Origin of the sequence: Sphingomonas kaistensis (genome assembly GCF_036884275.1) — a bacterium.
In the GTDB taxonomy this organism is placed as follows: Bacteria; Pseudomonadota; Alphaproteobacteria; order Sphingomonadales; family Sphingomonadaceae; genus Sphingomicrobium; species Sphingomicrobium kaistense_A.
The window spans coordinates 319,840-342,815 of sequence record NZ_CP145607.1 but is presented as its reverse complement, the minus strand read 5'-3'; the positions used below and the strand labels follow the sequence as shown (position 1 = coordinate 342,815).

The following is a 22,976-nucleotide window of genomic DNA, read 5'->3' as shown; positions in this document are numbered from 1 at the left end:
TTCCAGGTACGATGAATAGGATCGCCGACTCCCGCACCCCGCCGCAAGCGGATGACGGTGGGGAGCGGCCTCGGGTGCTCGTTGTCGACGATGACGAGCGCAACCTGCTCGCCATCGAAACGGTGCTGGAGGACGTTGGAGAGATCGTCGTCGCGCGGTCCGGCGAGGAGGCGCTGCGGCACCTTCTCAAGGGGGATTTCGCTGTCATCCTGCTCGACGTCTATATGCCCGGCATGGACGGCTACGAGACCGCCCAGATCATCCGCAGCCGCGATCAGACAAAACGAATTCCGATCGTATTTCTGTCGGCGGTGAACAAGGAAACGGAGCACCTTATCCGCGGCTATTCGATGGGCGCTGTCGATTATGTGTTCAAACCGGTCGATCCCATTGTGCTGCGCTCCAAGGTCGCTGTGTTCGTCGACCTTTTCGCCAAGACCCGCGAGATCGAGCGCAAGGCCCAGCAGGAGCAGGAGCTGCTCGACGCCAATCTCCGCGCCAATGCGGAGCTGTTGCGGGCGGAGCAGGACCTCAGGCGCGCGGAGCAGCGGCAGGCCGCGATCATCGAGTCGCTGCCGATCGTCCTCTACCTCGAACCCCTCGACTGCGAGATCCGCTGCCCGACCTTCGTCAGCGGCAGTTTCGAAGCGATCACCGGCTATCCGTTCGCCGAAGTGCTGCAGAAGCCGAGCATGTGGGCCGAGCGGCTGCACGAGGACGACCGCGACCGCGTGCTGCGCGCCGTCGAGGAACGCGGACGAACGGGCAAGCTATCGGTGGAGTATCGCTGGCGCTGCGCCGACGGCAGCTACAAGCATTTCCACGACCAGGCCGTACTACTGACCGATGCTAAGGGTGCGCCGCTGGAATTTGCCGGAACGCTGACCGACGTCACCGAGCGTCGGGCCCTGGAAAGCCAGCTGGTGCACGCCCAGAAGATGGACGCGATCGGCAAGCTCACCGGCGGTATCGCGCACGATTTCAACAATTTGCTGGCGGCGGTACTCGGCGGCATCGGCTTGATCGAACGTCGCGCAGGACTTGGTGAAGAGCATCTGAAGATCCTCAGCATGACCAAACGCGCAGCGGACCAGGGCTCCGAGCTCGTCCGGCGACTGCTCGCCTTCGCCCGGCAGCAACAGCTGCAGCCGACGCCGGTCGACATCCTTTCCCTGCACAAGGGAGTGAACGATCTTCTGAGTCACACGCTCGGCGGGCTCGTCGAGCTGGACTGGCGCCTGCCGCAAGACGGCTGGTGCGCCTTCGCCGACCGATCGCAGCTTGAACTGGCGCTGATGAACCTCGTCATCAACGCCCGCGATGCCATGCCTGACGGCGGCACCATCACCATCTCCGCCGACACGCAGGAGATCGCCCCCGGGAACAAGCTGAACCTCGAAGCCGGCACTTACGTCAAGCTGGAAGTAGTGGATCAGGGCAGCGGCATCCCGGCCGAAATCGCGGACAAGGTGCTTGAGCCCTTCTTTACGACCAAGCCGGTCGGCAAGGGCACGGGCCTCGGCCTCAGCATGGTCTACGGTTTCGCGCGGCAATCCGGCGGCACCTTCGCGATTGGCAGCGAAGGCAAGACAGGGACAACAGCTACCCTGTGGCTGCCACAGACCTCGATAGACGACAAGCCTTCGACTGCTTCCATGCCCATGAGGCTGGCCGAGGATCAGCCTTCGCTTTCAGTCCTGCTTGTCGACGATCACCCTGAGGTGCGCGAGACCACGGCAGCGCTTTTGCGCGAGCTTGGCCACGACATCATTGAAGCCTCGTCAGGCGCGGAAGCGCTCACCATCCTCGAAGGCAGGCGCGACATCGACATCCTGCTGAGCGACTACGCCATGCCTCAACTCAGCGGAACGGACCTCCTAGCCAAAGCCCGGCAAGTGCTGCCGAACCTGCCCGCCCTTCTGATCACCGGCTACGCCGATCCCGAGGAGATTGGGGAGCGTCCGACCGACGTAGCCATTTTGAGCAAACCCTTTGAACTAGAAGTCCTCGCCGCAGCGCTAACCTCCGCCGTTCGCCGTTCGGAGCGGCATCAGCAGCAGGATGGAACGTCTGGCCCTTCCGCTAACCATCATTGACGGGCACTGGGTTGAACCGGCACGGAGGTCTGCATTTGGCCGAATGCGGACCGGCAGCTTGTAGCGGGAAATCGCTGTTTGCCGCCGTGCACCCTTGGCGATCGCAATCCGCGGCGAGTAAATAATCTCTATGAGGAATGAGGCCGCTGAAAGTGACAAGACGCCGAAGCCGAAACAGCGGCTTGGCTTCCTTCGCGGCCGGGTAAGGTTGCCTGGCAACTTCAAACGAATGGGCGAGGACGAGATCCGGGCCCGCTTTGAAGGCAATCAATCAGACGACTCTAAACCGGGAAGCTAACCGGCTGAAAGTGGCCGGAGGAGACCGTCCGGCATTCGCGGCGAAGCTTAATTGGCGCGTCATACGCCCGCCGGCCTGATGTCCGCTTTCGACCCAGAGCAGGCATCATGGCTGCCTTTGTTTGCATTCGAACAAGGAGATGAGCGCTGGATCTCGTCGGGCTCCAAGAGCCAGGTAGATAGCGTTCGCGGCAGCGTTGACCGCTGCCCAGCGATCATGCGGGCGCTCGCTCACCAAGCCATCCCAGAAGCTCTTGAAGGGCCAGAGAGGCAATACATCGTCTCCGTCCCGGCGCCTAAGCCATGCGAGAGCAAGGGCCAGCCCTCGAGAGCGGCGGACTGGACGACATGAGAAGCCGCTGCCGCCTCTTCGATCGCTTCCGAGGCTAGTTTGCGCAGGTATGCCTCATTGATTCGCCGCATGACCTCAAAGAACTTAACAGGAACATTCGGGCAAGACCGATATCATTCCGGCAGCTTTCCGGTCTTCGAGCTATAGGGATGTATCGGCTTTTGAAGCTTAGGCTTGCAGCGGGAGGTCCGTGCCGGTCATCAGGTCTTCGAGAAATAACGACATCAGCATGGGCTGGCTCGAAACACCGGCCTTGGAATAAACTTGGCTGAGTTGGGCGCGCACGGTCCCCTGCGCTGCGGCCCGCATCGTGGCGATCTCGGCGACCGTGCAACCTTTTAGCGCGAAAAGGGCGACTTCGGCCTCCGCAGCGGAGAGGCCCCAATCCACGAACCGCTGCGAGAGGACGCGCGACAGCGCACCACGCGCGATCTCGAGGCTGGCTTCGCGGATCCGGGCCTCACGGATGAGGCGCACGATGTAAGCCGACCCCAAGATGATCCCTGCCATCAAGGCCATGGCGATCATGATCTCGAAGATGGAAGCGGGGCCGGACATGGCTGCATCACTCTGGTCTAGCAGCGCGTCACCAACGAAATAGGCGCAGGCCAGGGCCTGAAAGGCGATTGCCAATACTGCCGGGAAAATATCGCCCAGCGTTCTCCGTCGCTCCGAAATTTTTGGCGTCTCCCTCATCTCACCTCAAAATGTTGTTCGCTTACGCGGCTGCTTATGGCCTTTTTCGACTGTCGTCACTTTGTCGTCGATCGGGGGTTGCGAGGAGTAAGACATGCGTGATGATGTCGCTGATGGTGCCGCAGGGCATGTGGGCAAAGTCCCTGCCGTCACCCTTGGCTTCTGGGTCATCAAGGTCCTCGCCACCACCCTTGGCGAGACCGGCGGCGATGCTGTCAGCATGACTTGGCTCGGCGAGACCACGCCCAACGCCGGCAGTAGCGGCTTCAACGGCTATCTCGTCGGCACCGCCATCTTCGGCTTTCTACTAATCGCGCTGGTCTCGTTGCAGGTCCGCGCGAGACGCTTCAATCCGTGGCTTTACTGGGCGACCATCATCGCCTCGACCACTGCCGGCACGACACTGGCGGATTTCGCCACCCGCTCGATCGGCCTCGGCTACCCCGGCGGCTCACTGTTGCTCTTCGGTCTCGTCCTCGCCTCCCTCTTCACCTGGCATCGTGCGCTCGGCAGCGTCGACGTCAACCGCATCGCCACGGCGGAAGCAGAGACCTTCTACTGGATCACGATCACTTTCTCGCAAACGCTTGGCACCGCGCTTGGCGATTGGGTGGCCGACGGAAGCCTCGGCTATTCGGGCGCTGCCCTGGTGTTCGGCGGCGCGCTCGCTGTCCTGGCGGCGCTCTACTTCACAACCGGGATCTCGCGGGTCCTATTATTCTGGGCAGCGTTCATTCTCACGCGACCACTTGGCGCGACCGTCGGTGATTTCCTCGACAAACCGGTCGCAAAGGGCGGCCTGGAATTTAGCCGGCCACTCGCCACTGCCGTCCTAGCTGGCGCAATACTCCTCCTGATACTCGTAGTCCCTCAGCGAGCTGGCAAGCACCCGCAAGAGAAAGTCGCTGCCCAGTGAGGACGCTTGAGGAATTGCAGGCCAGCAACAGTCGTCGTGAGGTGGGCAGATGATGAAGCCGACGAACAGCGACCTCTTGCGAAAATGCGCTCGGTCGCCACTGACAGATCTTGTCAGCGGTCCTCATCGGCTCGACAGCAAGGTCCTTCTCAGCTTCCTGACGGTCGCGGTCACTCTAATGGCCCTCTTCTGGCTGGGGTCAGAAGTGTTGGAAGGCGACATCTTCGCTTTCGACAAGACTGTTTTGCTCAGCTTGCGGCTCGCCCATGACCCCGCAACGCCGATCGGTCCGCACTGGCTTCCTCGGATCGTTCTCGACATCACTGCGATCGGCGGGGTCACCGTTTTGACCTTGATAACCGTGCTGGTCGTGGGCTTTCTCGTGGTTAGCCGAAGCGGCAGGACCGCCGCATTTGTTGCGGCAGCGGTTGCCAGTGGTGCGAGCGCCAGCGCGGCGCTCAAATCGTTCTTCGTCCGCCCTCGTCCGGAAATCGTTCCGCATCTCATTGAGGCGGCATCGACCAGCTTCCCGAGCGGACACGCCATGAATTCGGCCATGGTGTATCTCACCCTCGCGACATTGATTGCGAGAACCCAAGAACGGGTTGCGGTCCGCCTCTACCTCGTGGGAGCAGCCATCATCTTGACGCTGATGGTTGGAATGACCCGCGTTTTTCTGGGAGTGCATTGGCCGAGCGATGTTCTCGCCGGATGGGGCATTGGTGCCCTCTGGGCGGTCCTATGCTCACTGACGGCAAAACTTTTCCAACGCGAGCGAAAGGGCGGCTGAAGGAACAGCCGCTTGCAGGGGTGGTCGCGGCCGCTCTGAGGCCGCAAGGGCCGCAAAGTTGTAATTCCGGTCCCTCACACGAACGCCCAGTCAGGTGCCCCAGAGCGGAAGTGACCAAGAGGGCACGCCAGAGCGAGAGCGACCGAAGTGTGCTGACGGGCCAATCGGGGATGTGAGACGAGGAGACACGCTTGACGCCTAAACAAGCGGCCCAGAGAGAAGACTGGTTAATCGTTTGATTGTGCCTCGGCCGCCGTCATCATCGCTTGCAGTGCCTTTAGATGCCCCCGAAAGGCATTCCGGCCGTTCGCTGTGAATGCGACCCAAGTTCGTTGCCGCCCTTCTCGGGCGGCCTTTCGCAAGGACACATAGCCAGCCTCGGAAAGTGCTGACAGGTGCTTTGACAAAACAGAATCGCTGACTTCGGCGAGCTCGCGCAGGACTGCGAATTCCGCCTCGTCGGCGCGCAACAGGAATGCGCCGATCTGCAGCCGCACGGGCGCGTGGAGCATATCGTCGAGCGCTGCCTTCATGACAACTTCCGCTGAATTTCGGCGCGATAGACCCGCTCCCACACTAGGCTGAGCCCCGTCGTGGCAACGAACAGCGCGAGCATTGTCAGCCACAGCCGGATTTCGTCCAGCGAGCGGGCTGGCAGCGAAAGCACTAGAACTACGCAGCCGATGAAGAGGAGCAGGACTGCCGCCATGACCCACGCCGTGCGGCCGCGCTGATAGCCGCTGACGAACATGCCATGGCGCTTCTTGTCGTCGCGAGCGATGGCGAGGGTCAGGAGCATCGCCACGCCGAACAGGGCAAAGCCGAGGGGCGATGGTTGAAGCGCAATCGCCGCCAGCATGAGGGCGAGGAGAAGACCGGCCGAAGCATGCCGCCAAAGGGGCCAGCGCATGCGTTCGGCAAGCCGGAGGTTGGCGGCGTCGAGCGCTCGGAGCGCCGCTGCCGCCTCGTTGGCATTCTTGTCGGACACGCTCACAGCGCGACTTCCTTTTGAGAGGAGACTAGCTTTCGGTTCATGCGGATCGACCAGGCAGGGCGGATTGCAAGCGCCACCAGATCGATCAGGATGTGGATCAGGATCGGCTTCAACAGAGATCCGCTCGACAGGTACAGATAGGCAAACAGCGCGCCCATGGCAGTGGTCGCGAGAACGCCTTTGAAGCCCTGGTACCAGTGAGCGATTCCGAACGAGACAATCGAAATGGCGAACGACAGGGGCACGGACCCGGTTGCCACGAACGCCAGCATAGGGAGCGCCGCGCGAAAGAAGATCTCTTCACTAATCCCCGCGTTGATCGACAGCGGGATGGCCGCGAGGACTTCCCGGCGGGTGCGCGGAAGAAGCGCCTCTATATCACCGATCGGCCGTCGTGCCGCTCGCAGGCGCGCGCGCCAGATGTAAAAGGTCACGACGAGACCAAGGGTCATCCCGAGCGCCATGCCGAGCATCGTTTCGCTAGTTGCGGCCGCAGCCGGCTCTTGCGCGCTCGAAAAGCGGGCTGCAGCCGCCGCAAATTCGCTCGGAAGGCCGGTCAGCGCATCGGTTCGACCAAGCCAGGCCAGTAGCGCAGCCCCGCCGAAGCCGAAGAGAAGCATCGGGTAGATCGTCCAGCGCCGATAGAAGGCGAGCCGGGAATCTTCGTCCTGCGCATTCTTGAACTCTTGATAATCTCTGGCGTCCTTGAGCGACAGCCAGCCAATCAGTCCAAGGATGACGACGAGCGTCACGATCGCGACATTTTGCATAATTCGAAACCTTTACTTTCCGGCTTGGAAAGTGATTAGCCGTCACTTTCCAATCTGGCAAGTCATCAAGGTTCCGCCCGCTGATCAGACTCGGAGCGCCAAAATGATCGTGCGGTATGCCGATTGGCTCGTGGGGCGGGGTTTCAATAGTCTGGGCGACGTGCCGCCTGCCTCTAGGTGGTGGCCGGCCGCAACTGCGGAGGTGGACGGCAGTTACTCTAGGATCAACGCCTTGGAGCGGCGAACGTTTTAAGCATTGATTTCTTGTTATGAACGGCCGTCCGATTCCGGGCTGACACCCAATCCCGTCGAGCGTCCGCTAGGGGCGCTACTTAGCCTTCCCGGCCCTACGGCTGCTCATTGCCTTCAGCGGACAGGCCGCTTCCAGATGTAATCTAAGCGTTGCCGCCGTGGAGACAACATTTCAGCTGAGGCCGGGCACCTTAAGCGAAGTACGTTTGGGCCTTTGCCCAAGCGGCCAATCCCACCTTTCTACCTAGCTCAAGACCTTGCACGTTGCCCTCGAAAAAGTGAATTCCGCCAAAAAGCCTAGACTCACCTGCGCTAAAAGCAGCTTCCGAAAAGCTGTTCCAGGTAAGCGTGACAGGTAGCCCAGCTATTTCTGGCTCAGCGGCAAGTGGCACTTCTTGAATGTGTTGCAGTGTGAAGCGATCACTCTTGGTGTAAGCGGCCAAGACCACAGCGGCAGCCATGCTGAAGGCGCTGTGACCCGATGTATACTCAGGGAAAGGCGGTGTCGGGAACGTGTCCTTCTGGTATGGCCGCCAGCGCTCGCCGTCGATAAGGTTGGTACCCAGTCCTGGCCCAGCCCAAGCATTGATTTTGAACCCGGCATAAAGCCAGCGAATGGCGGTGATTGGACGCGCGTAGTCGTAGAAGCGCTTGGCTTCCCACGTGGCGATGCTCGCGTCTAATATGGCATTGGTCAGCGCGAAGAAAAGCTTGGCGTCATCATCGATGCTGTACCGGTAATGCTTGGAGACGAGCCCCGCGATTTCGCACCAGTGTCCTGGCGGAAGCCATGAGCGCGGCCCGTCCGCCCAGAACTCAGCTATGATCTTTTGTTCGAGAGTAAGTTCGTTCTGGACCTCAACTACATAGCGAGCTTGGTCCAGAAACGCTTGATTGAGCGCCAAACTCGGAGCGTCAGGCGTCCATCCAGCTGGAGGTGCAGGACGGAATTGCGAGCCAGTCGTCAACGAGAATGGTGTTACATTGCCCCAATGCGGCGCGATGTACCCAGGAGTCTTAACCTCCCCTCCTAGCGGATCGATGTAGCTTAGCGGCTGCCATCGGCGAACGTCTTTTACGTGGCGCCGCAACGTAGCGCCGAACGCGAGGCCAGCATTGTTGAAAGCCTTGTAATCAGTGTAATCACCATAAGGCTGTCCCGGATTGGAACTGCCGGCCATCGTACCATCTTGATTAGAATTGTCGTTCTGCCGAGACGCTAACACCGCTGCTGCGGCATTGTTTCCGACCGCAGATGGCACATTGCCGCTAGTCGAGGCGTCGTTTGGATCTAATCCAATTGCAATCATCTGCTCGCGTAACATTGAAATCAGCACTGGATGGTTGAACAAATCCAATGAGGTTCTGTATATCGCGTAGCTAACCGCTACCGCCTTGTTTTGCTCTGTCCTTTGCGGCTGGGGACGACGTGAAGGCCCTCCTGGCAGATACGGTTTCGCATTGTCGCTGAAAGGTGACCACGCCTGATAGGCTGCGCTGTAGATCATAGCCAAAGCTCGAGCGACCATAGGCGGTCCCATTCGCAGGCTTGGCTCGTTGGTAGCAACTTCCAGCAGCGAAAGAATCAAATCGTTCCAACGGTTGATCGTGCTTCCGTGCGACACAAGAGCCTCCCAAGCTTGCACAACAGAAATGCTATCATTCTTGCTATCGATCATCAACAAATTTGATGAGCGTTAATAAGGAGTTATATTATTCGATTTGCACTAGATCGCCGTAATAGCTGCGATGTCTTCTTCTGGTGACGAGCGGCAGTTTGGTGCTCGCGGACGTGCAGGCAACTGCTCCGCCGCCGCGAGGCCGAAAAACACAGATGCCAGGTCCGACGTACCAATTACGAGTGTTTGCTTCAACAGGGGTCGCTCTTGCCTCCCGCGGAAAGAAGATGTTTGTGGCGAGACGTCTTTGGCCAGGCTAACGCATAAGCGAATGTCCGCAACGGGTTGTAAAGGGCATTAGCCACTTAGCTGAATGAACGTCGGCTCACGGGAGCCAAGGAGGTCCTCCGGAGCGTCCGGCAAGGGCGCTTAGCCGAACAACCGGAGCTGGCCGCCAAGAGACCGTCCGGTCATCGCGACTAAGCCTGAAAAGCGGCCATCCGTTCAGCCGCCGCCTGAATGTCCGCTTTCGACCCAGAGCGGACGTTCCGGCTACCTCGAATCTTACTTTCTGTGGCGCTCAATGAATGCTGCTGCCTCAGCGAGCGCCTGCTTCGCCTCCCTCAGCGGGCTGACAGGAAAGACGTGCATCATCTCGGGATACGCCCGATGCTCAACTGCCGGATTCTTCTGTTTGAGTCTAAGCGCATCCGAATGGAGGATTTCGCGGTCGCCGCTAAATATAATTGTTGGCGGAAGGTTTTCCTGACTTGCGAACAAGGGGCTAACACGAGGGTCATCAGCAGGGAGACCCTTCAGCCACATCGGCCCGATTTCGTGGAGAAGTCGCAGAGAGAGTGCAGGGTCGCGCTTCTCTAACGCGGGTTGGTCTTCCCCGAGTCCGGCGACGTCCAGAGCCGGCGAGAATAGAACAAGTGCCTTGGGCTGCGGCAATCCTTCGTCGCGCATCGCTTGCGCAAGCAATAAGGCAAGTCCTCCGCCAGCGGAGTCCCCCATCACAATGATGTTGTCGGCACCGTATTGCTCGACTGCCGCGAGATACTGTGCCCTCACCGCGCCTGTGGTTTCACGCCAACTCGCTTCTGGTCCGAGCGGGTATATCGGCGCGATGACTTCAGCGTCCACGCGTTCGAGCAAACCCGCGACCAAGTTCCATTGGATTTCCTGAAAGTCCAACACGTATGCGCCACCGTGCAGATAGAGCAGCTTGAGCGCAGAAGTTGCGCCGCCTTTCCTCGTCGCTCGGAAAACAAGCAGCCCGTGCTCCATCCCTTCGCTGAAATCTATCTTCTTCAGCATCTTCTTAGGTGGGCGAGCGGGGCCAGTCTCCCGGTCCTTCTGAATAGTCTTCCTCAGCACACGCGGGTCGGAGAGGTTCGGCGCAACGAGTTTGGCGAAGTTGTAAAGCGCCCACCCTCGGAGATTAAAGCCGCGTCGCCTTGCAATCGCCGTCGCACCGGCTCCAAGGGCAACGGCAGCGCCGGTTGCTACGCCCGCCTTCATCAAGGTCTCATTCCGCATATAGGTCACCTGTCCTTTCGCTGACCTTCGTAACGCCGAAGCTCACAGGTGGGACCAATACCTTCCAATCGTCATGTCCGCTTTCCACCCAAAACAGACATTGAGGCTGGCCCGCTCCGAGGGGCTCGAACCCCCAACCTTCGGGTTCGAAGCCCGACGCTCTATCCAGTTGAGCTAGGAGCGGTCCGCCAAGGCCGCCTGGTCGCATGCTGACGCCAGGGGCTCTGACCTTGCCCATCGGCTCACGTCCGAGCGCTCGATGATGGAACCGCAATCGTCACACAGTGCGGTAAACCGATCGGCCCTGCGGACGATCGAGGTCAACATCGGCCGATGGACGTTCAAGAGGCACCGCAGGCTCATGGGCCTGACGTAAGGCAGAAGCGGCTTCTTGGAAGGGCTTACCCCTCGTCATAGCAAAGAACTTTGCGGCTGTTGCGAAAGCGCCGCTGCCCTCCTGATGTCCGCTTTGGGTGGAAAGCAGACCTGTGATTTCGTGCATCCCGCGACAAAGGAGGGCGGAAGGTAAGCCTCTCGCCGAGACTTAGATAGCCTCAGTGGAGGGTGGCATATCAATCAGGAAGCTCAGGATCTGCGTGATCGAACACTCGGCATGCCAGTTCGCGCCCGCTGCCTTCCAAGCCGCAACTCGCAGCGGACTTGACTCCGGAAACCGTTCATCAAAGTTGAGAGCCTCTTTAATCAGCCGATCCTTAATCTCGGCGCTCTGAAGCCCTACTTCGCTCCGTTCCCAAAGCCCTAAAGCTTCATCTACAGAGCCGAAGATAACGTCGGCGTCCTGAATTGCGGCTATCGAGAGGAAGCTCGACAGAATAGGAAAGAGAAGCCTTATATCGGCCCGCGTATACGCAGCACCGGGAGCTAATAGCTCCGTGTTTGCGGGCGGGCGGATAGGCGGCGGCGGCGGAGTTTCGGTCATGTTTTTAGGTTATGTAAGCACTGGATAATCATGGCTTCTGCTCATTCGTGGTCACGCTTGGTGTAGGCGCTAACGGAGCGTTGTTGAGCGGTCTCACTAATGTCCGCAATGGGTCGATAGCAGACATTAGCTCGATGCCCGCGATCGGCATTCGAATGCGGAGATCGCGGCGAGGGGTCGCTCCACTCCCACAGCGAGGTAGATAGCGTTCGCTGCTGCATTGACGGCTGACCACCGATCGTGCGTCCGCCTGGTGTTTAGAGCTTCCCAGAAGCTCTTCAAAGGCCAGAGCGGCAGCACGTCATCAGTGGCGGCGTGCCGAAGCCAAGCCAATGCGAGGGCAAGCCCACGAGTGCGAGGAACTGGGCCGAGGTGCGAAGCCGCAGCTGCTTCTTCGATCGTCTTTAGGGCAAGCGTTCGCAGGTAATTTGTATCGATTCGACGCACCAAGCCCTGAGAATAAGACAGGAACGGTTGCGCAAGGCAATTGAAGGCGGAAGCGAGCGCTACGAGCGCCAAACTATTGTTAAGGCACGATTTATCTGCCGTCGCTAGACAGCCGCGGAATAGCACGTCTCGCCAAGGGGCGAGCCATGCGGGGGAAATCATGACGGAATATCGGGTGTACCTCCTTGATGGGGAGGGCAAGATTACCTGGGGCACGTGGATCCAAGCTGACGGTCTTGATGCAGCTATCGCTGCGGTCGCGGACCAGAACAAATGCCAATGCGAGATCTGGCTTGGTTTAAGGCGCCTTGCGATCGTCCCTGCAAGAGCGCAACCGGCTCCTGCTCCCACTGGGAAAGCCAATAGGGGCAGCAGGGAATGAGCCGGGTTGAGTGCTCGCCTAGCGCTCCTCAGCCTGCTTCCGGTTCCAGTTACTGTGAACGCCCTGGCCGGCATTGAAGAGGGAGCGCAGCTGTCGCTTCGTCCCGAGCCCGCCGATATGCGGATCAAGGTTCTCAAAGCCCTCAGCCTTTAGGCGCTTGTGCAGCTCGGCCATCGTGCTGCACTCGGGCGCTAGTTCCATGGCTCGTTGAAGCGGGCTTTTCATGCGGCGCCACATACCGAGTGTAGCTTAAAAAGCGGTGAGCGCTTTGTTCAGCAAGTACAAAGGGAGATGGGTTGGCGGCCGACTGGAATGTCGCAATGGTCGTAATTAGACATTAGCTTCAGCAACGGCCTTCGCATGCGGGGTCAACATAAACTGCCTAATGCTCCGCATTTCAGGCGTCCGCTCCATTCAGCGTTACGACAACGACCGCAGCTTAGCACGAGCCTGCCGCATCTGAGCGGCACCGGACTGATCACTTTGCCACGCGTTGACTGCCATCTCGGAGGACCGGATTGAACTCGAGCCGCAAGAGGGAGCGACGCAAGAGAAAGCAAAGGCTGCTCGACAGGCTCGCTTTCATCGCTGTCCCGCTTACCATCGCTCTCGCAGCGTGGGTTGCCGCTCTCTCGTAGGAGCAAATAGCCTGAGCTGAACAGACGACCGCTTTGAGGCGGCTGCTCGGCCGCCATGAAAGTCCAGAATGGGCGCTTAGCAGACGTACCGCCTCTCCCACGTAGCGGCATTGAGAGGACTTGGAGAGTTCGGTGCAATTCCTGTGTAATCGTTGGTGTAACTCGATCGATTGATCAACAACCATATCGAAGAGATAATATGTGCTAAGTCTATGATTTAAGGCTCATATCGATCGTTCGGCAATGTTAGCGAAGCTTGCATCGCTTGACTGTAAATCTGCCCGCGCAAGCGTACGCTGGTTCGAATCCAGCCCTCTCCACCATCAATTGCCCCGATACGAACTATTCGTGACCGAAAAGGTCAGTGTTGCCTAACAACTGATTCGTCAGCCGGCCTCCGCCTGAGGGCTGATACTTATTGGCCTACCGTAACGTCCCGAAGATCCCCGGTTTTCCGGCGTTTATGTTGGCTCGGCGACGCTTTTTTTGTGGGTAACGACCGGCCTGGTTATCTGCTAATCCCTGTTCATGATCTCAACTTCCTCAGCAGGTTGCGGATCGACGGCAGGAGATGAACCGGTCGGGGGGCCGAGTTCTTCGGGCGCAGCCGGGCAGGCTGCCAGCGACCGATGCGCTCGATTGAGCCGCGGTCAGCTCGAAGTGCTTCGCCTCGTCAATCGTCATCTCAGTTCAAAGGAGATCGCCGCTGAGCTCGGCATCTCCAGCCATACCGTCGATCAACGCGTTCGCGGTGCAATCCGCATTCTCGGTGTCACCCGCCGCAGCGAGGCTGCGCGCATCGTCGATATGTTTGATCGCGCTGCCGGCGTGGAAACAGAGGCGCCAGAGACATATCAACGATTGATACATCAACCGCCGGACATCGACGCCACACCGGACCCACTTCAATCAGAGGGGGCGGTCAGTTCTCAGATTCGGCACGCTGATCGCACAAGGGGGGCCGGGACGGTTCGTCTCGAAACCGAGCAGAGCGCGGATCGCTCCCAGCCCCCCTTGTTCCCTTGGTCGACTTCGCAACAGGTCCGCAACACCTGGAGCGCGGGCACCAAGCTGGCGGTGATCGCGGGCATTGCGATCCTGTCCAGCTTCTCGGCGGGGATGCTGCTGGCGGGGCTGGAAAGCCTGTCGCGGCTGCTTCAACCCTGACCGGCGGGCCTGCACCCGGGCTTTTTTTGCGGATGAACAACGACAACGACCGGAAGCCTACGCGCTTCCGGCAAGGAGAGCTCATGCGCAGGCAGATTATCGAGCAGACTGCAATGGACGTGGCCCACCAGGTGCGGGCGGTCGAAGACAGCATCGAGGCGGCTTTGATCGAGCTCGCCGAACTCCAGAACCGGATGATCCGCGCCCGCTCCGTCGCCGGCGTCGGCATCGCCACCGGCCACTCGGCGCTCGAGCAGGTCGTGGTCTCGCTCCAGGGCCTGATCGACGCTCGCGGCGGAATGGCGCAATGCCACGCTGCGCTGCGCAGCGCCAAGCAGGAGGTGCCGGGCCTGCGCACCGTCGCCTTCGGAGACGGCCAGGATTGCCCGCCGCTGCCCCAGGTCGCGACCTTGCGAGCGGTCGGCTGATCCGGCGAATTCGCCTTTTGCCAACCCAGGGTGCCCCGGCCTTCTCGCCGGCGGCGCCCTGAGCTGCGTCAAGGATCCATGCCTCCCCGCGTCATCCTATTCTATCTGCTTCTGGCAGGCTTGGTCGCGCTGACTTGGTGGCGCGGCCGGAGCGACGAGCGCCTGGCGGCCATCATCTGCGTCGCCGGCACCGCGGTCACGGTGCTCGTCGGCAACGGGCTCGATATTCACGAATCCGACTTCGACATCGCCGCGTTCGTGGTCGACGCGCTCATCTTTCTTGCGTTTCTGACCATCGCGCTGCGTTCCGAGCGGTTCTGGCCGATGTGGGTGGCGGCGCTTCAACTGACCACCGCCAGCGTCCATCTGCTGATGATCATTTCGCCCGACCTGCCGGGATTGATCTTCGGCACCGCGCTGGCCTTTTGGTCCTATCCGATCCTGCTGCTGATCGCGATCGGGGCTTGGCGAACGCCTATCGTCGAGCGTTGGCGGGCGGCGCACGACATTGCGTCGGATCAAGCGATCACCTAGCCCCCGGGCGTCATGCCGCTGCCGCTGCCGCCCCTTGTGCTAGCCCTGCTGGACGCGCTCGAGGAGCCCGCGTTGCTTGTCGCCCGGCAACGCACCGAGGCCGCCAACCGCGCCGCCCGCGCGCTGTTGGGGGAGGGCCTGGTCGACCAGGACATCCGCTTCGCCATCCGCCAGCCGCAAGCGCTCGACGCCATTCTGTCGGGCCGCGACGGCCGGTTCGAGGTGCGCGGGCTCGGCGGGATTGAGCGCAACTTCGAAGTGGTGCTGACCAGCCTTCAGGAGGGGCTGCTGCTGGTCCGCTTGATCGACCGCTCGGCGCGGATCGCGGCGGAAAAGGCGCAGGTCGATTTTGTCGCCAACGCCAGTCATGAACTGCGAACGCCGCTCGCAACGGTGCTCGGCTATGCCGAGACGCTGGGCGAGGAAGGCGATCTGCCCGAGCCCCTGCGGCGGCGGTTCGGCGACCAGATCCACGCCCAGGCGACCCGCATGATGACCATCATCCGCGATCTGATGAGCCTGTCGCGGATCGAGGCCGACCGGTTCAGTGCGCCAAGTTCCGAGGTGCGGCTCGATACCCTCGTCGGCGATGCCGCCGCCGCGGCTGCGCCGCTTGCCGACAGCCGGTCCTGCCGAATCGATCTCGCACTGGAGGAGCCGCCGGCAAGCGTGCGCGGTGATGCCGCCCAGCTTCGCCAGCTCCTCGATAATCTCCTTGGCAATGCGGTGCGCTACGGCTGCCGGGGGGAGGGTGGGCGCGTGCTGGTGACGGTCGCGTCAGAAGGGCGTTGGGCACGGCTTTCAGTGCGGGACTGGGGCGAGGGTGTTGCCACAGCGCACCTGCCGCGATTGACCGAGCGTTTCTACCGGGTCGATGCCGCCCGCAGCCGAGATGGCGGCGGAACCGGACTTGGCCTTGCCATCGTCGCGCAGATCGTCGAGCGCCACCGCGGATTGCTCGACATCCGCAGCCGCGAAGGTGAGGGGACCGAGGTCGAGATTCGGCTTCCGCGGGCGTAACGCACCCCTTCCAGAACCGGGCGCTGTCATAAGCTTGTAACCAACCGGTCACATGGCGCTCCTGACGGCGGGGCAAGAGGCGCCGGATCGGGCGAATCAGCCCTCGGGAGACAAAGAGACAATGACCAAGTTGTGGCTTGCAGTGCCGCTCGCCCTCGGGCTGAGCGCTTGTGGCGGAAACAGCAGCAATGCGGCGTCGCAGATCAAGATCGTCGGTTCGTCCACGGTCTATCCCTTCACCACTGCGATCGCCGAAGCCTTTCAAAAGGCCAATCCCGGCACCAGTGTGATCGTTGAATCGACCGGGACCGGCTCGGGCATCAAATTGTTCTGCGAAGGCGTCGGGCAGAAGTTCCCCGACATGGTCAACGCCTCGCGCCAGATGAAGAAGAGCGAGTATGATGCCTGCAACGCCGCCGGTGCCAAGCAGGTGATCGAGGTGCCGATCGGGATCGACGGCCTGACGCTGATCGAATCGGTCAAGGCCGCGCCGCTCAAGCTGACGCTGGCCGACATCTATGCCGCGGTGGCCGCCAATCCCTATGGCAAGGGCCCGAACAAGGCGCAGACCTGGAAGGACGTCAATCCGGCGCTTCCCGCGATCAAGATCCGCGTCATGGGCCCGCCGCCGACCAGCGGTACCCGCGACAGCTTTGCCGAACTGATGCTGACAAAGGGCTGCGAAAGCGATCCGGCGATGAAGGCGCTGAAAGCCAGCGACGAGGCCAAGCACAAGGACCTGTGCACCAAGATCCGCGAGGACGGCGTGTTCGTCGAAGCGGGCGAGAACGACAATCTGCTGGTGCAGAAGGTCGAGGCCGACCCCGGCACCATCGGTGTGCTCGGCTACAGCTTCCTTGAGCAGAATGCCGACAAGGTTCGCCCGGTCGAGGTCGGCGGCGTGCTGCCGACCGAGACGACCATCCAGGATCTCAGCTATCCGGGTGCGCGCAAGCTCTACGTTTACGTGAAGGGCGAGCATGCGGCGGTGAAGCCGGCGATCAAGGCCTTCCTGGCCGAATATGCCAAGGGCTGGAGCACCGGCGGCCTGCTCGAGAAGCGCGGGCTGATGCCGTTCGTCGGCGAGGATGCCGCCAAGTCCAATGCGGCCGCGACCGGGCTGACGCCGCTCGACGGCGCGACGCTGAAGTAAGCGGCACAAACCCATGAGCCTGTTTGTCGGTCTTCTCCTGGTGCTCGGCGTCGCCGCCGCTGCGTTCGTGCTGGCGCGCGGACGGGCGACGACGCTGCGCGCCGGTGCGGGAGCGGGCCGGCAGCGGCTTAACAGCCTGCCCAACTATCACGGCGCCTATGCCTTTCTGTGGGCGGCGCTTCCGGCCCTGCTGTTCCTTGCCGCCTGGGCGCCGATCCAGCAGGGCCTGATCGCCGACGCGGTGTTGTCGAGCCCGGCCGGCCAGGCGCTGCCCGACTTCGACCTCGCCCGCGATTCGATCTTGTCCGAAGCGCGCGCGGTGGCGACCGGAGGCTCGGACCTCGCCTTTAATCCGCAGGCACAGGCGCTGGTGCCGGAATATCAGGCGGCGATCGGGCGCTACAGCCTGATCGGGAGCGGGCTGGCGCTGTTGCTGGCGCTGGCCGGAGCGGGCTGGTCTTGGTCGCGGATCAGCCTCGACCTGCGCGCCCGAACCGGGGTCGAGAAGTGGCTGATGGGCCTGCTGGTCGCCGCCTCGACGGTCGCGATCCTGACCACCTTCGGCATCGTCCTGTCGCTATTGTTCGAGACGATCCGCTTTTTCCAGAAGGTGCCGGCAAGCGACTTCCTGTTCGGGCTGAACTGGTCGCCGCAGGTTGCCATCCGCGCCGACCAGGCGGGCTCGTCGGGCGCGTTCGGGTCGATCCCCCTGTTCTGGGGCACCATCTTCATCGGTGCGATCATCGCCATGATCGTGGCCATTCCGCTGGGCCTGATGAGCGCGATCTTCCTGACGCAATATGCGCCGGCGAAGCTGCGCAAGGTGCTGAAACCCCTGCTCGAGATCCTCGCCGGCGTGCCGACGGTGGTCTACGGCTATTTCGCCGCACTGACCGTGGCGCCGCTGGTGCGCGATCTCGGGCTGTCGATCGGCATCAGCAGCGCGTCGAGCGAAAGTGCGCTGGCCGCGGGTCTCGTCATGGGCGTGATGATCATTCCGTTCGTGAGCTCGATGGCCGACGACAGCATCGCCGCCGTGCCGCAGGCGATGCGCGACGGCAGCCTGGCGCTCGGCGCGACGCGGTCCGAGACGATCCGCAAGGTGATCCTCCCCGCCGCGCTACCGGGCGTGGTCGGCGGCGTCCTGCTGGCCGTCAGCCGCGCGATCGGCGAGACGATGATCGTGGTGATGGCCGCCGGCCTTGCCGCCAACTTGACCGCCAATCCGTTCGGTAGCGTCACCACCGTGACGACGCAGATCGTCCAGCTTCTGACCGGTGACCAGGAATTCGACAGCCCCAAGACCCTTGCCGCCTTCGCGCTCGGCCTGGTGCTGTTCCTGGTGACTTTGGTCTTGAACCTCATCGCGCTGCGTGTCGTGCGCAAGTATCGGGAAGCGTATGAATAAGCCGCAAAGCCGCTGGTCGAGCGAGGCGATGACCCGCCGGGTCAAGCGCCGCTATGCCGCCGAGCGCCGGTTCAAGGCGCTGGGGCTGGCCGCGGTGCTGATCAGCCTCGCGTTCCTGGCCTTCCTGCTGATCACCATGACCGTGCGCGGCGCGGGCGGGTTCAGCGAGACGTTCCTGACCGCCAGTGATGCGACCGATCCGGCGATGGTCGGGGTGTGGGGGGCGCTCAAGGGCTCGTTCCTGACGATCATGGTGACCATGGCGCTGGCGTTCCCGATCGGGGTGCTGGCGGCGGTCTATCTCGAGGAATTTGCCAAGCGGAACCGCTGGAACGATTTCATCGAGGTCAGCATCAACAATCTCGCCGCGGTGCCCTCGATCATCTTCGGCTTGCTCGGCCTCGCGGTGTTCCTGAACGTCATGCAGCTGCCGCGCTCGGCCGCCTTGGTCGGGGGCCTGACGCTGGCGCTGATGACCATGCCGGTGATCGTGATCGCCGGGCGCAACGCAATCAAGGCGGTGCCGCCCTCGATCCGCGACGCGGCGCTGGGCGTCGGCGCGTCCAAGATGCAGGTGGTGTTTCACCATGTCCTGCCGCTGGCGCTGCCCGGCATCCTGACAGGCACCATCATCGGCATGGCCCGCGCGCTGGGCGAAACCGCGCCGCTGCTGATGATCGGCATGCGCGCCTTTATCGCCACCCCGCCGGGCAGCGTGGTCGATCCCGCGACGGTGCTTCCGGTGCAGATCTTCCTGTGGTCGGACGAGGTCGATCGCGCGTTCGTCGAGAAGACCAGCGCGGCGATCATCGTGCTGTTGCTGTTCATGCTGCTGATGAACGGCCTCGCCATCTATCTTCGCAACCGCTTCGAGCGCCGCTGGTAAGGCCGCCTGACATGACCCAAGAAAAAGAACCCATCCTCACCAATTCGGCGGTGCCGTTTCCCTCGACCGCGATTGCCGCCGAGGCAGCGCGCGAGGATCCGCTGGCGCCGACCGACGGCGGCGAACCGCAGGCGCCGGGCGAACAGCCGCGGGTGGTCACCCCGGCCGCCGCCGATGTCGCGACCACACCGAAGATGCGCGCCGAGGACGTGCGCGTGTTCTATGGCGAGAAAGAAGCGCTGAAGGGCGTGTCGATCGAAGTCCACGACGACAAGGTCACCGCCTTCATCGGGCCGTCGGGCTGCGGCAAGTCGACCTTCCTGCGCTGCCTCAACCGCATGAACGACACCATCGCGGGCGCGCGGGTGACGGGCACCATTACCCTCGACGGCGAGGACATCAGTAGCCCAGACATGGACGTGGTGCAGCTTCGCGCCCGGGTCGGCATGGTGTTCCAGAAGCCCAATCCGTTCCCCAAGTCGATTTTCGAGAATGTCGCTTACGGCCCGCGCATCCACGGGCTGGCGGACAGCAAGGACGAGCTGGAGGCCATCGTCGAAAAGAGCCTGCGCCGGGCGGGTCTGTGGGACGAAGTCAAGGACCGGCTGGCCGAGAGCGGCACCGCCTTGTCGGGCGGGCAGCAGCAGCGGCTGTGCATTGCGCGCGCCATTGCGGTCGATCCCGAAGTGATTTTGATGGACGAGCCCTGTTCGGCGCTCGACCCGATCGCCACCGCCAAGATCGAGGAACTGATCCACGAACTGCGCGGCCGCTATGCCATCGCGATCGTCACCCACAACATGCAGCAGGCGGCGCGGGTCAGCCAACGGACCGCCTTTTTCCACCTTGGTGAGCTGATCGAATACGGCAAGACCAAGGAGATCTTCACCAACCCGCGCGAGCAGCGCACCCAGGATTATATCACCGGCCGCTACGGCTAAGGGGACAGGACACGTGGCTTCTCAAGGACATACGCTCAAAGCGTTCGACCAGGATCTGGACCGCTTACGCGCGCTCATCACCGAAATGGGTGGCCGGGCCGAGCATGCGATCATCGAGGCGATGCGCTGCCTGTCGGAGCGCGACGGCGACGCCGCGCTCAAGGTGATCGAGGACGACAAGAAGATCGACGCGCTGGAAGCTGAGACCGAGCGCAGCGTGATCCAGCTGATCGCCCTGCGCGCGCCGATGGCGGGCGATCTGCGCGACGTGGTCGCCGCGCTCAAGATTTCGGGCGTGGTCGAGCGGATCGGCGATTATGCCAAGAACATCGCCAAGCGCGTGCCGCTGCTGGAGGATGCGGGCAAGATCGAGCCACTGTCGCTGCTCCCTGAAATGGCGCGCATCGCGGTGCAGATGGTGCATGACGTGCTGAACGCCTTTGTCCAGCGCGACGCCGAAGCGGCGCTTCGGGTGTGCGAGCGCGACAAGGCGGTGGACGATTTCTACGACAGCATCTTCCGCACGCTGCTGACGCACATGATGGAAAACCCGCACAAGATCGGGCAATCGGCGCACCTGCTGTTCGTCGCCAAGAACCTCGAGCGGGTCGGCGATCATGCGACCAACATCGCCGAGATGGTCTATTATGCCGCGACCGGGCAGCAGATGGCCGACCGGGTGAAGGGCGCCGAGGGGCTCAGCGTCTGATGGCCAGCCGGGGGCGGTTGCTGCTGGTCGAGGATGACCGCTCGCTGGCCGAGCTCATCACCTTTCATTTCGAGCGCGAGGGCTACACCGTGGTCCGCACCGGCGACGGCGAGGAAGCCATGCTGCTGGCCGAGGAACTGCGCCCTGACCTGATGGTGCTCGACTGGATGATCGAGGGGATCAGCGGGATCGAGGTGTGCCGGCGGCTGCGGCGCAAGGCCGCGACCGCCAACCTGCCGATCCTGATGCTGACCGCGCGCGGCGAAGAGGACGACCGGGTTCGCGGCCTGGAGACCGGGGCCGACGATTACATTACGAAGCCGTTCAGCCCCAAGGAGCTGATGGCCAGAGCCGCCGCCGTGATGCGCCGGGTCCGGCCCGCGCTGGCGGCGGAGACGCTTGAATATGCCGGGCTGGAGATGGACCTTACCGCACACCGCGTGAGGCGCGACGGCAAGACCTTGTCGCTGGGCCCGACCGAATATCGCCTGCTGCGCCATTTTCTGGAGAATGCCGGGCGGGTGTTCTCGCGCCAGCACCTGCTGGAAACCGTGTGGCCGCACAGCGAGGAGATCGAGCTGCGCACGGTCGACGTCCATATCCGCCGGTTGCGACTGGCGCTGGGCGAGCCCGATCTGATCCGCACGGTGCGCAGCGCCGGCTATGCGCTGGACGCCGAGGGCGTGGCCTGAGCCTTAGCGGGCGAGCAGCGCGGCCAGGCTGACAGTCACGCTGAGCAGAAAGGCGATGATGATCAGCGCGATGCGTAGGCCGGCGGCCTGGCTGCGCTTGATCGCCGCCTCGTCGAGCCAGTAGCGGCCATCGCCGGTCGCGCGCACATGGCCGCGTTTGACGAGGCCGGCGAGCAACTTGTCCGCGCCCTTGGCCGACACGTCGAGCGTCGTCGCGGTCCGCGCCGATGTCGCTCCGGCCTTTTTGAGCGGCGTCAGGATGTGCTGATCGGTCAGTGCCTGCTGCTGCGCGGCGACGGCGATGAGGGCGGCATTGATCGCGGGATTGGCCATTGCCGCAGTCTAACGGAACCGCGCCGCTCTCCCAAGCGATTCAGGCTCGTAACGATTTTCAGGAGCTTGACGTCATGGCCGCTCGTCCCAGCTGGCGCGGACAAATCCGCCTTGCCCTCGTCTCGATCCCGGTTGAAATCTATCCCGCGTCCAAATCGGGCGCGAGCATCTCCTTTCACCAGATCCACGAGCCGAGCGGCCAGCGGATCAAATATGAAAAGGTGGCGCCGGGCATCGGACCGGTGAAGGCCGACGATATCGTCAAGGGTTTCGAAGTGACCAAGGGCGAATATGTTCTGCTCGAGCCCGAGGAAATCGAGAGCGTCAAGCTGGAGAGCCGCAAGACGCTGGAGCTGGCGCAGTTCGTCGACGCCGACGAGATCGACGCGCTATATTACGAGAAACCCTATTTCGTGGTGCCGGCGGACGATCTGGCGGAGGAGGCCTTCATCGTGCTGCGCGAGGCGCTGCGCCGGGCGCGAAAGATCGGGATCGGGCAACTGGCGATGCGGGGGCAGGAATATGTCGTCGCGATCAAGCCGTGCGGGCGCGGAATCCTGATGGAGACGCTGCGGTACGCCGATGAACTCAACAAGGCGTCGAGCTATTTCCGCGATATCGAGGATACCGAGCCCGATGCCGATCTGCTCGAGCTGGCGACCACTTTGATCGACAAGAAGACGGGCAAGTTCGACGCGTCCGATTTTCACAATCGCTATGTCGATGCGCTGAAGGGGCTGATCGAGGAGAAGCGCAAGAAGAAGGGCAATGGCCTCGTCATCCAGGACAAGGACAAGGAGCCGCCGAAGAAGAGCAATGTCGTCGACCTGATGGCGGCGCTGAAGAAGAGCCTTGGCGAAAGCAACGACAATGCCGCGGCACCGGCCAAGAAGCCGGCGGCGAAAAAGGCTGCGGCGAAGGCCACCCCGGCGCGCAAGCCTGCCACGCCGCGCAAGGCGGCAGGAAAGAGGTAG

Annotated in this window: 23 protein-coding genes and 1 tRNA gene; 14 read left to right on the top strand and 10 right to left on the bottom strand. The window is 62.2% G+C overall.

Going from position 1 to position 22,976, the window contains the following annotated elements:
- The first annotated feature begins 74 nt into the window (after window positions 1-74).
- Entirely contained in the window at window positions 75-2,096 is a 2,022-nt protein-coding gene (locus V6R86_RS01575; RefSeq protein ID WP_338501443.1) for a response regulator, read from the top strand.
- An 817-nt stretch (window positions 2,097-2,913) separates the two neighbouring features.
- On the opposite strand, the gene V6R86_RS01570 is transcribed toward V6R86_RS01575, so the two are convergent.
- Window positions 2,914-3,441 carry a hypothetical protein gene (locus V6R86_RS01570; protein ID WP_338501441.1) on the bottom strand — a complete coding sequence of 176 codons (528 nt, stop codon included), beginning with the start codon at window positions 3,439-3,441 and terminating at the stop codon, window positions 2,914-2,916.
- A gap of 94 nt (window positions 3,442-3,535) precedes the next feature.
- On the opposite strand from V6R86_RS01570, the gene V6R86_RS01565 reads away from it, so the two are divergent.
- Both V6R86_RS01565 and V6R86_RS01560 read left to right on the top strand, forming a co-directional pair.
- Window positions 3,536-4,357 carry a hypothetical protein gene (locus V6R86_RS01565; RefSeq protein WP_338501439.1) on the top strand — a complete coding sequence of 274 codons (822 nt, stop codon included), beginning with the start codon at window positions 3,536-3,538 and terminating at the stop codon, window positions 4,355-4,357.
- A gap of 49 nt (window positions 4,358-4,406) precedes the next feature.
- Window positions 4,407-5,147 (top strand): phosphatase PAP2 family protein, encoded by a 741-nt coding sequence (locus V6R86_RS01560; RefSeq protein WP_338501437.1) that lies wholly within the window; start codon window positions 4,407-4,409, stop codon window positions 5,145-5,147.
- Between the two features lie 227 nt (window positions 5,148-5,374).
- On the opposite strand, the gene V6R86_RS01555 is transcribed toward V6R86_RS01560, so the two are convergent.
- The 8 genes from V6R86_RS01555 to V6R86_RS01520 all read right to left on the bottom strand — a co-directional run bounded on the left by V6R86_RS01555 (window position 5,375) and on the right by V6R86_RS01520 (window position 12,267).
- Window positions 5,375-5,680, bottom strand: a complete 306-nt coding sequence (locus V6R86_RS01555; RefSeq protein WP_338501435.1) for a transcriptional regulator — start codon at window positions 5,678-5,680, stop codon at window positions 5,375-5,377.
- Window positions 5,677-6,141, bottom strand: coding sequence for a hypothetical protein (locus V6R86_RS01550; protein ID WP_338501433.1), 465 nt, complete (start codon window positions 6,139-6,141; stop codon window positions 5,677-5,679). The genes V6R86_RS01555 and V6R86_RS01550 overlap by 4 nt, the downstream gene beginning before the upstream one ends.
- The gene (locus tag V6R86_RS01545; protein WP_338501432.1) at window positions 6,138-6,911 is read right to left on the bottom strand and encodes a CPBP family intramembrane glutamic endopeptidase; all 774 of its coding nucleotides are present in this window, start codon (window positions 6,909-6,911) and stop codon (window positions 6,138-6,140) included. The genes V6R86_RS01550 and V6R86_RS01545 overlap by 4 nt, the downstream gene beginning before the upstream one ends.
- Before the next feature lie 443 nt (window positions 6,912-7,354).
- Window positions 7,355-8,842, bottom strand: a complete 1,488-nt coding sequence (locus V6R86_RS01540; RefSeq protein WP_338505366.1) for a vanadium-dependent haloperoxidase — start codon at window positions 8,840-8,842, stop codon at window positions 7,355-7,357.
- Between the two features lie 504 nt (window positions 8,843-9,346).
- Window positions 9,347-10,306 (bottom strand): alpha/beta hydrolase fold domain-containing protein, encoded by a 960-nt coding sequence (locus tag V6R86_RS01535; protein ID WP_338501431.1) that lies wholly within the window; start codon window positions 10,304-10,306, stop codon window positions 9,347-9,349.
- A 125-nt stretch (window positions 10,307-10,431) separates the two neighbouring features.
- Window positions 10,432-10,508 (bottom strand) — tRNA-Arg (locus tag V6R86_RS01530).
- Between the two features lie 360 nt (window positions 10,509-10,868).
- A complete protein-coding gene (locus V6R86_RS01525; protein ID WP_338501430.1) occupies window positions 10,869-11,264 on the bottom strand; it encodes a hypothetical protein in 396 nt (131 codons plus the stop codon).
- A gap of 847 nt (window positions 11,265-12,111) precedes the next feature.
- Entirely contained in the window at window positions 12,112-12,267 is a 156-nt protein-coding gene (locus V6R86_RS01520) for a hypothetical protein (RefSeq protein ID WP_338501428.1), read from the bottom strand.
- 1,103 nt (window positions 12,268-13,370) lie between these two features.
- On the opposite strand from V6R86_RS01520, the gene V6R86_RS01515 reads away from it, so the two are divergent.
- The 10 genes from V6R86_RS01515 to phoB all read left to right on the top strand — a co-directional run bounded on the left by V6R86_RS01515 (window position 13,371) and on the right by phoB (window position 21,669).
- The gene (locus tag V6R86_RS01515; protein ID WP_338501427.1) at window positions 13,371-13,898 is read left to right on the top strand and encodes a helix-turn-helix transcriptional regulator; all 528 of its coding nucleotides are present in this window, start codon (window positions 13,371-13,373) and stop codon (window positions 13,896-13,898) included.
- Between the two features lie 83 nt (window positions 13,899-13,981).
- Entirely contained in the window at window positions 13,982-14,326 is a 345-nt protein-coding gene (locus V6R86_RS01510; RefSeq protein WP_338501425.1) for a hypothetical protein, read from the top strand.
- Between the two features lie 78 nt (window positions 14,327-14,404).
- Entirely contained in the window at window positions 14,405-14,860 is a 456-nt protein-coding gene (locus V6R86_RS01505) for a hypothetical protein (RefSeq protein ID WP_338501423.1), read from the top strand.
- 12 nt (window positions 14,861-14,872) lie between these two features.
- Window positions 14,873-15,880: a sensor histidine kinase gene (locus V6R86_RS01500; protein WP_338501421.1), complete on the top strand. Its 1,008-nt coding sequence runs from the start codon at window positions 14,873-14,875 to the stop codon at window positions 15,878-15,880.
- Between the two features lie 121 nt (window positions 15,881-16,001).
- Window positions 16,002-17,033: a substrate-binding domain-containing protein gene (locus V6R86_RS01495; protein ID WP_338501419.1), complete on the top strand. Its 1,032-nt coding sequence runs from the start codon at window positions 16,002-16,004 to the stop codon at window positions 17,031-17,033.
- Window positions 17,034-17,046: 13 nt separating this feature from the next.
- Window positions 17,047-18,441, top strand: coding sequence for a phosphate ABC transporter permease subunit PstC (gene pstC / locus V6R86_RS01490; protein WP_338501417.1), 1,395 nt, complete (start codon window positions 17,047-17,049; stop codon window positions 18,439-18,441).
- Window positions 18,434-19,327: a phosphate ABC transporter permease PstA gene (pstA, locus tag V6R86_RS01485; protein WP_338501415.1), complete on the top strand. Its 894-nt coding sequence runs from the start codon at window positions 18,434-18,436 to the stop codon at window positions 19,325-19,327. Before pstC ends, pstA begins: the two co-directional genes overlap by 8 nt.
- A 194-nt stretch (window positions 19,328-19,521) precedes the next feature.
- Complete coding sequence (gene pstB / locus V6R86_RS01480; protein WP_338505364.1) at window positions 19,522-20,268, top strand: phosphate ABC transporter ATP-binding protein PstB; 747 nt, start codon at window positions 19,522-19,524, stop codon at window positions 20,266-20,268.
- A gap of 13 nt (window positions 20,269-20,281) precedes the next feature.
- Window positions 20,282-20,977, top strand: a complete 696-nt coding sequence (phoU, locus tag V6R86_RS01475; protein ID WP_338501413.1) for a phosphate signaling complex protein PhoU — start codon at window positions 20,282-20,284, stop codon at window positions 20,975-20,977.
- A complete protein-coding gene (phoB, locus tag V6R86_RS01470) occupies window positions 20,977-21,669 on the top strand; it encodes a phosphate regulon transcriptional regulator PhoB (protein WP_338501411.1) in 693 nt (230 codons plus the stop codon). Before phoU ends, phoB begins: the two co-directional genes overlap by 1 nt.
- A gap of 3 nt (window positions 21,670-21,672) precedes the next feature.
- On the opposite strand, the gene V6R86_RS01465 is transcribed toward phoB, so the two are convergent.
- The gene (locus tag V6R86_RS01465; protein WP_338501409.1) at window positions 21,673-22,002 is read right to left on the bottom strand and encodes a hypothetical protein; all 330 of its coding nucleotides are present in this window, start codon (window positions 22,000-22,002) and stop codon (window positions 21,673-21,675) included.
- Window positions 22,003-22,076: 74 nt separating this feature from the next.
- Here V6R86_RS01465 and V6R86_RS01460 point away from each other — a divergent pair, with 74 nt between their 5' ends.
- Window positions 22,077-22,976, top strand: coding sequence for a Ku protein (locus V6R86_RS01460; protein ID WP_338501408.1), 900 nt, complete (start codon window positions 22,077-22,079; stop codon window positions 22,974-22,976).